The following is a 12,029-nucleotide window of genomic DNA, read 5'->3' on the forward strand; positions in this document are numbered from 1 at the left end:
CCTAAGATTCAGGAGCATTTAAACTGAATTTTATAAAGTACTAGAAATGATAGGAAATCTAAGAGGAATAGTTGATGAGGTGTGTAGCGATCACATAATCCTGAATGTAAATGATGTTGGCTACATAGTATATCTTTCAGCCAAAACTTTAAATGCTTGTTCGATTGGAAGTAGAGTAAAATTACTTATCGACACTTATGCAAATAGCAGAGAAAACGTTACTCAGCTATATGGCTTTATAAGTAAAGAAGAACAGCAGTGTCTGCGTTTATTAGTTAAAGTGAGCGGTGTCAGCTATAAAACCGCAATGTCAATTTTGAGCAAATTAACTCCAGAGCAACTGTTTTTGGCAATTATAAATGAGGATAAACTAGCACTTAAGGTGAGTGGACTTGGCCTGAAACTCATAAATCGAATTATTACTGAGCTGAATGGCAAAGTAAGTAAATTAGAGACAAATAACAATCATTTTCACTCAATTAGTGAAGATGCTCTTTCAGCTTTGATCAATCTTGGATATGAAAGAACAAAAGCTTATGATACAATAAAAAAAATAGAAGATGAATCATCAAACTTGGATACTAAAGATATTATTCGTATGGCGCTTAAAACAATATGAAGTCAATATCATGTAGTAAGGAATACTCTGAAGATGTACGTAATTTAAATATCAGGCCTGAGCAACTTGATGATTTTGTCGGGCAAAAAGACTTAATACAAAATTTAAAAGTGTTTATAAATGCTGCACAGACGAGAGCTGAAGCTTTGGATCACGTATTGCTCTATGGTCCTCCAGGGCTTGGTAAAACAACTTTAGCACAAATTGTCTCTAAGGAGTTAAGGGTTAGCTTTCGTGCAACTTCTGGTCCATTGCTTAGTAAAGCTGGGGACTTAGCTGCAGTGCTCACTACTTTAAATGCAAAAGATGTTCTATTTATCGATGAGATCCATAGATTAAATCGTAGCATTGAGGAAGTTTTATATACTGCTATGGAAGATTTTTGCCTAGATATACTAGTAGGTGAGGGCCCATCTACCAGAACTTTAAGAATAGATTTACCACCATTTACACTGATTGGGGCAACAACACGGCTTGGACTGCTTTCTGCACCGCTGAGGGATCGTTTTGGTATTCCCCTGCATCTTGAGTTTTATTCTTTTGAGGAACTGGTTGATATTATAAAAAGAGGTGCAAGAGTTCTTTGTGCTGAAATCGAAAAGGATGCTGTGCAAGAAATTGCCTGCCGCGCCCGTGGTACTCCAAGAATTGCTTTGAGATTACTCAGAAGAATAAGAGATTTTGTTGAAGTAAAAGATGATAAAAAAATTACCTGTGAAATTGCCGGTTCTGCACTATCAAAATTGGGTATAGATAAAATGGGACTAAATAAATTAGATATGGATTATCTGAGATTTTTGTTTAACACCTCAGGACCTGTTGGAATTGACACCATATCTATTGCACTATCTGAAGATGTTGGCAATATTGAAGAAACAGTAGAACCTTATTTAATCAAGGTCAGTTTCGTAAAGCGCACATCAAGAGGACGTGTTTTAACTGATCAAGCAAAGGAATATCTCAGCATTAATTCAGTGGTATGCTAGTATTATACTATATTTTATAACATTGTATAGTATTACACTAAACATTATAATATTCTTTTATTATATGATTTGCAGGTGTTTTAGAGGCAAATAAGAAAGTATAGTGAATATGTTCTTGAAAAATTACGTAATATATGCTAGGCTGTATATAGTATGAATGTAAAAATATCAATAAGTTATTGATATTTTTTAAGATTAATACTTATTAAATACTTCATATTGTAAGATTGAGTTATTGTATTTTATAGACTTAAGATAAAATGGTAAAAAGCTTTCTAAACAATTATAGAAACAGTAATTCAATTAATGGAGAAAAAGCAATGGGAAATTTTTTAATCAATAACAACGAAGAGGACGGTAGCTCAATCTTCATTAATCGAATCAGGGAGCAAGATCTCTCTGCAGAGCAGAAGCTCAATGAATTAAAAGGATTCATGGAGGAGCTTGCTAGGAAAGCTGAGCTCAAGAGAATAGAGCTTGAGCGTCAGGCTGCGAGTTGCATTGATGAAACATTATCTCAAGTAGAGCTACAGATACAAGATAGTGAGGATTACTTTACTGATAATAGTCAAGGGGTATTCGCAAATTTCTTTGAATCCCTCTTTAATCTTTTTGAAGTAAATGTAGATCCGAAAGTCTACAAAATGCTCAAGGAGAAGAAAGAGAAAAATCTGCTTCTTTCGATAATTAAGTTTTTGCGTGATAAGCTTAAGAAATTAGTTAAAAAGATCTTCAAAAAAGATTTAGACTTAAGTTGGGATAAAAGGCTAGACAAAGAGATAAAAGAATTGCAGGAGAAATTACTCAGTGGTGGGTTATCTCCGGAAGAGGAAATAGCAATACTCGAACGTTTGCAAGCGTTGCAAAATTTAAAATTGAAGCTTCAAACTTTTCTCGTGGGCTCAGTCATTGCAATGTTTGCAGAAATTTTTGCAGTTGATTTAGCAGCAGTAGTAGAGCAAGATGCAACCGAGAAAAAGGAAGATAAAAAAGCAGAAAAAACAGAATCAAAAGAAGTTTGTCAAGAAATAGAAACAAAAGTGAATGAAATCACACCAATTTCCCTATTTAATTTTTCATCTCAAGTTCCAATGCCAATCACTCTGAATAAGCAAGAACGTGCTATTTTACCAAAGCCTATAGAAAAATTAGTAGACACTCTACCTAAACCTGTTATAAGTCACAAAAATAGTGAAGTACAAAAACTGGAAAAAATGAATAAAGAAAAGAAAGAAGCAAAAGAAGAGAAAACTGAAAAACCAAAGCTAGCTGTCTGTCCACCTGCTCCACAGCAAAAGGAACACAGGAGAGTTAAAAGAAACAACACATCGAAGGATGCTAATGGGAAGAAACGTAAAGGAGAAGAGTCTTCTGCTAAGAGTAAGCAAAAAGCTGCTAATGCTGCTGTGGAATTGCCAGGAGGATTAACTGAGGACATAAAAGTTGAAAACCATACTTCTTCAGTCAAAGAGAGAGGTGTGTAAAGGTTCTCTCTCTTTTTGTCATTCCAGACTGGTTTTTTATCTGGATTCCAGCATCAAGTGCTGGAATGACACCGTCTTGAATGGAAGCCAGTGCCAACGATGCGCCATATTGCAATGTTCGTACAGTTGTGTACTCAGACACTGTTATCCAGACACAATTTCATCATATAAATCTTTCCATTCTTGATTTGTTTTTTCAATTAAGTTTATTTTCCATTTTCTCTGCCAGCTTTTTAGGAGTTTTTCTCTACTAATTGCTAAGTTTATCTCTTGAAATTCTTCAAAATAGACTAGTTTACAAACATTGTACTTTGACGTGAAACCAGAGATGGCTTTGCTTTTGTGTTCCCAAATTCGTTTAGTCAAATTTGATGTTATACCTGTATATAGGTTTCCATTGCGTTCACTTGCAAGTATATAAATATAATAACTTTTCATATATAATAAATAAATTTACTAGATTCCAGACTGGAATGACATTAAAGGAGCTACTTGATGATACCAAAGAGGCTACTTGAATGACAAGAGAGGAGGTAATGGAATAACACCTTTCCTTATTGACTTAAGTCGCAACTGTACAAACATTTCAATATGGCACATCGTTGGCACTGCCTCCCATTCAAGACGGTGTCATTCCATTACCTCCTCTCTTGTCATTCAAGTAGCCTCTTTGGTATCATCAAGTAGCTCCTTTAATGTCATTCCAGTCTGGAATCCAGAAAACTTAATTTAAAAAGTTGTTATTCCAGCACTTCTTCTCTTGTCATCCCAGTCTGGAATCCAGGAGTATAAAAATGGTGAATAAAATTTATGTAAAAAAACTTCTTGTGCTAGTAGTTGATTCTTAATATACTCATTACATAATAATTTAATTCGGAGGCTAATATGCATGGTAATAATGATCCAAATAAAAAAGTACCTGATTCAGGGAGAGTAAAGATTGATCTGAGCAAAATAGATCCAAAGAAAATAGATGATTTTAGAGACATGATTAGACGTGAAGAGGAAAGAAAGAAAAATCAATCTAGTGTTCAGGGCACAAGTAGGAGTGGTAAGTAATTATGTTGATTAATTAGAGAGGTGGCGTTATGCCTAATAAAAGTAAAATAAATCGAGAATTAGTAAAAGCGTTTAATAGTGTTCTTCTTTCTGATAATACTGCTATTACTAATCTCACTATAGAAAAAGATCATGTTGTTCTCTCATTTGATAAAAATATGAATATTGATCAGGGCAGAGAGTACTTGAGCAATATGAGAGAGAGTATAGTAAGAAAATTTTGTGGAGATAATGAAAATGAGGGTGACAAAGCTGCTGCCGAAGAGGCTGCCAATGATCTTTTTTATACAGACTCTTTTCCTTTTAACTTTAATCAAGGGAAATGGACTACAGATAGTAGCAGATATAGGTTTTCAGTGCCAATTGAAAAAGAGGTAGTTTGTAATCTAAAATATTTGCTAGCTAATGAACTTATAAGATTCACAATAGAGAGTATTATAGACGCTCATCCTGATCAGGGTTATGTGGAAAACAATGTATACGATGTGAGCTTTGACAGAAAATCTTATTTATACTGTAAGGGCTTTGATGATCAAGAATTAAAAGACTCTTTTGTAAAATCATTCTCATCGAGAATGGAAAGTTATGAAAATAGTCCTAAAAGATCTAAGGGTTTTTTAGAAGAGAAGGGGAATTATGTATATTTAAAGAAAGGCGTTTTTGATGATCTTAAGTTCGTCAAAGACATAGTAAGGCATGAAATATGCTTGACATGTCGTTGTTTTGATACTCCAAAAAGCGAGATTGGAGTTACTGACATGCTGAAATTTGCAGTGGTTGATTTGCTTCGTAAAGCAAACATACCAGTTGATCGTATTGTACGTGACTCTTACTTGAGCAGTAACAAAGATTTAGTTTTAATTCCTATTGTAAGTAATAATAATGAGGAGGGATATTTAACAAGAGAAGAAGTGAATCACGTTAATAATATGTTTGGTATGGATATATTAAATAGCTTTGAAGGTCGGACTTCACAGAAATCGCTATTGGGCAGTAAAGGAGTGTATGGAATAGATTTTGCTAACCCAGACATTGCTTACTGCGTGATGGATAAGATCATAGAGAGCTCTGTAATCAATGAGGATTATAAACTGTCCATTGATCCTGCGCGTGTGCCAGCTATGAAACCACAAACTCTTGCCCCTTCTGAAGAAAAAGTAGGGACGGATGGACTAAGTGCAGATAGTGGTTTTGTTGATTCACCTAAGAATTCAGTTATAGATAAATTACATAATGGAAACTCAAGCAAATTCCTTGGGCCCGACTACTATGGTGAAGGTGAGGGTGATGTTTCGGTTAAAGATAGTGGCTTTGGCCCTTCTTCAGGACGATCTTCTTTTAATAAGCCCAAAACAAAATTTAACCAACCTTCTATATCACAGCCTAACCAATGTTCTGCAAAAAAGCAGACATCAACTAGTAAAAAATCAATTTGTTGTATTTTATAGCTAAAGAAAATTAGACTATTTGAGGACGAATTGTGAATGAAAGTTTATTTGCCAAAGTAGAGCTGCCTTGGCCTACAAATCTTGGTTTCTTTATCGTTTACCATTTCATACCACTGGGCAACCCAACCAGTGGTTCTTGCAAGTGCAAAAATGGGTGTAAACATACTTGAAGGGATACCAATAGCATTCATTATTATACCTGAATAAAAATCAACATTTGGATACAACTTACGTGTAATAAAATACTCATCCTTTAAAGCTATTTCTTCAAGTTTTTTTGCAATTTCAAGTAATTCATTGTTTTGCTCTAGTTTGCTTAAAATCTCATGACAAGCATCCTTTAATATAAGCGCGCGCGGATCATAGTTTTTATAAACACGATGTCCAAATCCCATTAGCTTAAATGGATCTTTATCATCTTTAGCTTTCTCAATGAATCTATCTACACTTCCACTTTGCTCTATCTCTTTGAGCATATTTATAACTGCCTCATTAGCTCCACCGTGTGCTGGACCCCAAAGTGTAGCAACTCCTGCAGACAGGCTTACAAATAGATTAGAACCAGCTGACCCTACCAATCTGACAGCTGCTGTAGAAGCATTCTGTTCATGATCAGCATGGAGAGTAAATATTTTATCCAGAGCTTTTACAAAAAGGGTATTATTAACAGCACTGCCAAATATCATATTTAAGAAATTCTCACTATAACTTAATTTATTATTAGCATTTATGAATTCCTGATTGTTGATATGTCTATAAATCATTGCAACAATTGCAGGAACTTTTGCTATTGCAGAAATTCCAAAATCTAAATCTTCACCATTGACATTTTTGCCATGCATTTCATGGTAAGACGCTGACAAATTTGCAAAACATGCAACTAAAATCGACATAGGGTGAGCAGTTTTTGGAAATGCTTTGATTACATTTGTAACTTGCTCTGATACTTTGGATGATTCTTGTATTTTGAGAAGAAATTTTTTGTGTTGCTCTGAACTGGGTAATTCACCATAGAGCAATAAATAAATCACAGCAGTAAAATTATTATTCTCTGCCAAATCAGCTATATTATGTCCCCTATATTTAAGAACTCCTTCATCTCCATCAATAAATGTAATTGAAGAAGAACATGAAGCTGTGGAAACAAATCCTGGATCGTAAGTGAATAATCCTGTCTTTTTATATAAATCCTTAATATTTAACACATCAGGACCTACTGTTCCACTTAATACGGGCAGATCAATTTTTGACCCATTACTTAGTTCCAATAATGCTTTTTTATCCATCACTTGAGCTACTTAATTTTATACAGAATATACAAACTGAAGAGTATATATTAATACAGCTAACTTTACATTAACCGTATTAAGCGGTCATCAATGCTTTTACTTTTGCATTTAAGCGACTTATTTTACGCGCAGCGGTATTCCTATGAATGACACCTTTATTTACACATTTGTGTAAATTGGATTCAGCATTCCGAAATGCCAAGACAACATTCTCTTTATCACCAGACTTGATTATATCAACTAATCTTCTAATAGCAGTACGAGTTTTGCTTTTTCGCATCTTATTTACTAAAGTACGCTTTGCTATTACCTTTATCATTTTTTTAGCACTCTTATGATTTGCCATATATTAATACCTGTACTTTTCTTTTAATTATAAAGTTTTTTTGTTAATTTGCAATATCAGTTTTTTCTGCAATTAATCTACTACTTCTTTCTTCAATGATTTTTTCTAAACTTTGCAAGAATTCATTTTTGTTTAACCCAGGATATATGGGAGGTAATATTTCTATTACCGCCTTTCCGGGATTCTTTTTCAGAGAAAGTATGCTTTTTGGCCAAAACAAACCAGTGTTTAAAGCAATCGGTAACACAGGAACAGATAATACGCTATATAAAGCAGCAATACCCGATTGATATTTTATATTTTGGTTTATAGTTGTTCTTGTACCTTCAGGAAATATTATTATGCCTCTATTTTCTTTTATACACACTTTTGCTAATTTCATGATATGACGCACAGAACTAATACCATCTGAGCGGTTAATAAAAATCATTTTTAATGCCATGAGATGCAAACCAATGAATGGAATCCATTTCAATTCACGTTTTAAAATAAAAACTGCTTTTCTAAAGAGTAGTATAAAAATAAATGTTTCAAATGGAGATTGGTGTTTAGATGCAATTATAAAAGGTTGCTTAGGAATGTTTTCCATTCCCCTCACTTCATATTTAATGCCACATAATAAACGCAACATGAATAATACAACTCTCACCGAGCAAACAAGGAAAATGGTTATTACACACTCAGGAAAGAAAATTACAGGGAGAGTAATTAAAGTATAGAATACTTCCCATAATATAAGGAGTAAATTAAACAATAAACTTGCAATCACAAACACACGTAAACTTATTTGAATTTAACTTTACTACAAAACTAAAAGCAATAAGTTTAATTATTGATCATCTGAGTAATAGGATGAGAATCAGCTAATTTGTCCTTTAACTTTTCGTTAGCAATATGAGTATATATTTGTGTTGTAGAAAGATTAGTATGGCCAAGAATTTTTTGTATCAGCACAATATTTGCTCCGCTATTCAGTAGATGGGTAGCAAGAGAATGCCTAATCACATGTGGAGAGATTTTATTTTCATCAATATCGCACTTTCTTGCTAATTCCTTTATTAATTGACCAACTCTTTGCCTTGTAATTGGTTTATTAGGTTTATCACCTGGGAATAGCCAATCAGATTTTTTGTTGTTAGGGAGCAGATTGTCACGAATTGATAAATAATCTTTAAGGCTTTGCAATGCTTGCTCATTAAAAAAGATTTGCCTTTCTCTGCCACTTTTTCCTTTTATTATTATATAGCCTTCTTTACCGTTACTGTTTACTAAATGTGATACTTCACATAACTTCATATTAATTAGTTCAGAAATACGCATCCCGGAAGAGTAAAGGATATCTAAAATTGCACATAGCCTTTTACTGCTTATCTTTTTATTCGATCCGCTTGCTGATTTTTTTACTGTTTCCATGAGCAAAAATATTTCTTGAACACTTAAATGCTTAGGCAAAGGACGGGAAACCTTTGGATTTCTTAATTCATTATCATTAGCCGGTGCTGGATTAAAGTCTATTATTCCATCATTAAATAGGCACTTATAGAAATTTTTGATAGCAGATATTTTTCTTGATATAGAGCTAGTTTTATATTTCTTTTGTGTACGTAAAAAGTTTACATAATCTTTAATATTAGCTTTACTTGCACCAACTAAGGTAGTGCCTCCTTCTAATAAAAATTTTTCAAGTTGGTGTAAATCTGAACGATAACTTTCCAAAGTATTTTGTGTAGAGGATTTTTCGGAAACCAAAGTATCTATGTAATACGTTATGTAAAGATTCTCTTTTTTATTTTGTAGTTGTTTATTTTTCATTATCAGCTCCTATATTTATTTCTTTGACTTCAATTTGATTGAAAGTATTTTTTGTGTTTTTTATAAGAAAATATGAGATAAACAAAGCATTTATCAATAAAGTAAGTACTACAAACCTTTGTTTTAACCTTTTTTTTAAATTTGATCTTATTTTTACCATATTTCAATTATAACATCAAATCTATAAAAAACATCCTGTAAAGTAAGTTTTACTATCGTATAAAATATTCCTTAGCTATGTCTGTTTATTCTTATTACATCATAGCATTTATTATAGTTTTAACATAAAGAAATAGTGATTTCAACTTCATTATTGTATGGGTATTAATAAATTTTTAATATATATAATAAATACTTTACAAAAAAAGGAATCAATTGGCACTTTTTTTTAATAAAGTGTTAATAAAAGGAATGGTTACATTTGATCCTATAGATTCATTATCTATTTTTTCTATAACTTTATTAATGCTGTGGAAAGAACGTTCTATTCTTGCTAGAATATAATCAATTACCTTTAGATCAATTTTTAACTGTTTATCTGAAAATTGTTTTATTAGCATGATTCTTAATAATTCCTCGCTTGCAGGTAAAATTTTTACGCTGATAGTTGATAATATTCGCGAGCTTAAATCTTTTAGTTTGAAGTTAAGCTTTTTCGGTAAAATCGAAGAAGTAATTAGCAGTCTCTTATCATTTTCTTTCATGTAATTATAACAATGTAATAACATTTCCTCATCTTTAATGTTTTGTACATCTTCTAAAATAAACGCATCGCTGTACCTCATTTCGCTTACAAAATTATTTACATCAATGAAAATAGCATCGTTTTTTGATTGCCAGATATGAGCAAGGTGAGTTTTCCCAGAGTTTTTAGGCCCAAACAGAATTAAGCATTTCCAAGATAAATCATTAATTATCGAGTTATATATGTGCTTGTTTTCGTCTAAGACGATATAATTTTGCCAACAATAATCAACTTGATTATTGTTAAATAAATTTAATTGCACGTAAAGCCTCTTACATTACTACTTTTTGATAATAATTTTTGCATAAAAATTTACTTGGTCAGGTAAGGAAGCAGTATTACTACTACTCCCTCCCTTAGAAAAGCAGCATGCAGGTTTCCCCACACTACGCTTGAGCCCCTTATCTAAGTTCTTCTTTTGTCGAACCGGCTTGTCTTTCATAAATTCTCAGAATACATCAACTTTAGTGGTGACACTAATAGTAGAGAACCTTCTCTTGAAAAGGAGCTTGCCAACATTCTTGTTCGTTTTACTCTCTCATCAAAATACTTTTTCCATTTTAAGTCAAGGGGATTTGCATCCGCTCTGATTGTAACATGTCGTCTGATAGGTATATCAATCAGCTTAAGCAGTCTTAAATACCGTATCTCTTTTGGTTTGTTCTTGCATATGGGTGCAGCAAAAACCCATTGGCGTTGACCCATTACTTTGAAGTAACGATTCTTTATCCAACGTAATCCTTTACGAGGATGTCTTTTCTTTGCCCATTTCCATAAACTATGCCAAATTTCATTGTCGATCTTTCTAAACGCTTTTTTAGCACACACATGGTGATAGTAATTTCCCCATCCTCTCAGTAGAGAGTTGAGTGACTTAATTACTATAGCCTGAGTGTTCGCTATATTTGCTTTTATCAATGTACGTGCTTGATTAAGAAGTTTTTTAATACTTTCTTTCGAAGGTTTAATAATTAACTTCTTATTATATCTACGTACATTACAACCAAGAAAGTCAAACCCTGTTGTGATAGATGTAATCTTTGTCTTCTCTTCTGAAAGAATTAAACCTCTCTCATGAAGGAAAGATGATACTAAAGGCTTAACTTCATTTTCCAGTACTTCATGTGTGAAACCTGAAATAATAAAGTCGTCTGCGTACCTGATTACATTCACTCCACTTCTGATTTTTCCTCTTCTTTTGCTACCTAATTTACCAAAGCGACTTTCTAATAACTGTTCAAGACCATCTAAGGTAAAGTTAGCTAGTATTGGAGAAATTATACTTCCTTGCGGAGTGCCAGCAGTTGTGGGATACAGAGTTTTCGATTCTAGGAAACCAGCTTTTAACCATCTATGAAGAATTTTCTTCTCCATAGGAATATGCTTCATGAGCCATTCATGGTTAATGTTATCAAAACAACCTTTGATATCACCTTCGAGTATCCATTGTAGTTGATTACGACTTGCCAGTAATAAGTGGCAAGCCACAGTAGCGTCTGCGCAGGATCTTTTAGGTCTAAAGCCATAGGAGTGATGGTCGCTGATCGTTTCAGATACTGGCTCCAGGGCAAACAGATATAATGCTTGCATGGCTCTATCTTTTATCGTTGGTATTCCAAGAGGTCTTCTTTTGCCATTAGATTTACTGATATAAATCCGTTTTAGCGGAGAAGGTTTATATCCTCTTTGCTTTAACTGCTTTATTCCTTGAAATTTAGCATTGCAAGTTGACCATAGTTGACGATCTACACCCGCTGTGTTTTTTCCTTGGTTTTCAGTTACTCTCTTAACAGCCAAAGCTTTTCCGCTAAAAGAGCGTGTGAGAAGATGTTGTAAAGCTTTTACCTTACCCCATCTTCCTTCTTGGACAGCCTTAACAATACGTCTTTGTAGCCTCACAATAACTTTCTGGCATTTCTTCCATGGCAATTGCTTCCATGCTTCGGAGTTGTCGGTAGGTGCACTTACAGTTTTATCTGTAATCATCTGCTTTCCTCCCTTAAGTGGTTAACAAAGTTTCTTGTCACGAGGGACCAAATGGAAGTCTGCTCGTTTTCACGCGAATTAATGTTACAAATTCTATCCATTTCGTTACAAAATGGCATTCGCTTTCTCCATTCTCCTTTACCTGCACTTCCATCAGCATTCCTTGCGGTTTGCTTGCCATGTAGGCGAAAATACAGGCTTACCCTGTTCCTTCTATCATACAACAGTGGGTTAGGTTGCTTCTCTATACCGGTG

The 12,029-nt window shown here is 33.6% G+C and carries 13 protein-coding genes; 5 read left to right on the plus strand and 8 right to left on the minus strand.

Annotation, left to right across the window (positions count from 1 at the left end; translation table 11 throughout):
* The first annotated feature begins 46 nt into the window (after positions 1–46).
* From ruvA to OM967_RS05630, 3 genes are all read left to right on the plus strand, one after another.
* Entirely contained in the window at positions 47–619 is a 573-nt protein-coding gene (gene ruvA / locus OM967_RS05620) for a Holliday junction branch migration protein RuvA (RefSeq protein WP_264337769.1), read from the plus strand.
* Positions 616–1,605: a Holliday junction branch migration DNA helicase RuvB gene (gene ruvB / locus OM967_RS05625; RefSeq protein ID WP_264337770.1), complete on the plus strand. Its 990-nt coding sequence runs from the start codon at positions 616–618 to the stop codon at positions 1,603–1,605. Before ruvA ends, ruvB begins: the two co-directional genes overlap by 4 nt.
* 260 nt (positions 1,606–1,865) lie before the next feature.
* Positions 1,866–3,089: a hypothetical protein gene (locus tag OM967_RS05630; protein ID WP_264337771.1), complete on the plus strand. Its 1,224-nt coding sequence runs from the start codon at positions 1,866–1,868 to the stop codon at positions 3,087–3,089.
* A gap of 144 nt (positions 3,090–3,233) precedes the next feature.
* Here OM967_RS05630 and OM967_RS05635 read toward each other — a convergent pair whose 3' ends face one another.
* Complete coding sequence (locus OM967_RS05635; protein ID WP_250120010.1) at positions 3,234–3,527, minus strand: GIY-YIG nuclease family protein; 294 nt, start codon at positions 3,525–3,527, stop codon at positions 3,234–3,236.
* A gap of 447 nt (positions 3,528–3,974) precedes the next feature.
* Here OM967_RS05635 and OM967_RS05640 point away from each other — a divergent pair, with 447 nt between their 5' ends.
* Both OM967_RS05640 and OM967_RS05645 read left to right on the plus strand, forming a co-directional pair.
* Positions 3,975–4,148: a hypothetical protein gene (locus OM967_RS05640; protein ID WP_211907591.1), complete on the plus strand. Its 174-nt coding sequence runs from the start codon at positions 3,975–3,977 to the stop codon at positions 4,146–4,148.
* Positions 4,149–4,177: 29 nt separating this feature from the next.
* Entirely contained in the window at positions 4,178–5,596 is a 1,419-nt protein-coding gene (locus OM967_RS05645; protein ID WP_264337772.1) for a hypothetical protein, read from the plus strand.
* A gap of 44 nt (positions 5,597–5,640) precedes the next feature.
* Here OM967_RS05645 and OM967_RS05650 read toward each other — a convergent pair whose 3' ends face one another.
* The 7 genes from OM967_RS05650 to ltrA form a co-directional block, all read right to left on the minus strand.
* Complete coding sequence (locus OM967_RS05650) at positions 5,641–6,882, minus strand: citrate synthase (RefSeq protein ID WP_211907589.1); 1,242 nt, start codon at positions 6,880–6,882, stop codon at positions 5,641–5,643.
* A 79-nt stretch (positions 6,883–6,961) separates the two neighbouring features.
* Positions 6,962–7,231 (minus strand): 30S ribosomal protein S20, encoded by a 270-nt coding sequence (rpsT, locus tag OM967_RS05655; RefSeq protein ID WP_211907588.1) that lies wholly within the window; start codon positions 7,229–7,231, stop codon positions 6,962–6,964.
* Positions 7,232–7,274: 43 nt separating this feature from the next.
* A complete protein-coding gene (locus tag OM967_RS05660; protein ID WP_319606906.1) occupies positions 7,275–8,000 on the minus strand; it encodes a lysophospholipid acyltransferase family protein in 726 nt (241 codons plus the stop codon).
* 56 nt (positions 8,001–8,056) lie between these two features.
* Positions 8,057–9,043, minus strand: coding sequence for a tyrosine-type recombinase/integrase (locus OM967_RS05665; protein ID WP_264337774.1), 987 nt, complete (start codon positions 9,041–9,043; stop codon positions 8,057–8,059).
* The gene (locus tag OM967_RS05670) at positions 9,033–9,203 is read right to left on the minus strand and encodes a hypothetical protein (RefSeq protein ID WP_211907586.1); all 171 of its coding nucleotides are present in this window, start codon (positions 9,201–9,203) and stop codon (positions 9,033–9,035) included. The genes OM967_RS05665 and OM967_RS05670 overlap by 11 nt, the downstream gene beginning before the upstream one ends.
* A gap of 211 nt (positions 9,204–9,414) precedes the next feature.
* On the minus strand, positions 9,415–10,050 hold the full coding sequence (locus tag OM967_RS05675; protein WP_211907585.1) for an HdaA/DnaA family protein: 636 nt from the start codon (positions 10,048–10,050) through the stop codon (positions 9,415–9,417).
* Positions 10,051–10,226: 176 nt separating this feature from the next.
* Complete coding sequence (ltrA, locus tag OM967_RS05680) at positions 10,227–11,774, minus strand: group II intron reverse transcriptase/maturase (protein ID WP_264337775.1); 1,548 nt, start codon at positions 11,772–11,774, stop codon at positions 10,227–10,229.
* Between the last annotated feature and the right edge of the window lie 255 nt (positions 11,775–12,029).

It is taken from the genome of Wolbachia endosymbiont (group B) of Dolichovespula media (assembly GCF_947179505.1).
In the GTDB taxonomy this organism is placed as follows: Bacteria; Pseudomonadota; Alphaproteobacteria; order Rickettsiales; family Anaplasmataceae; genus Wolbachia.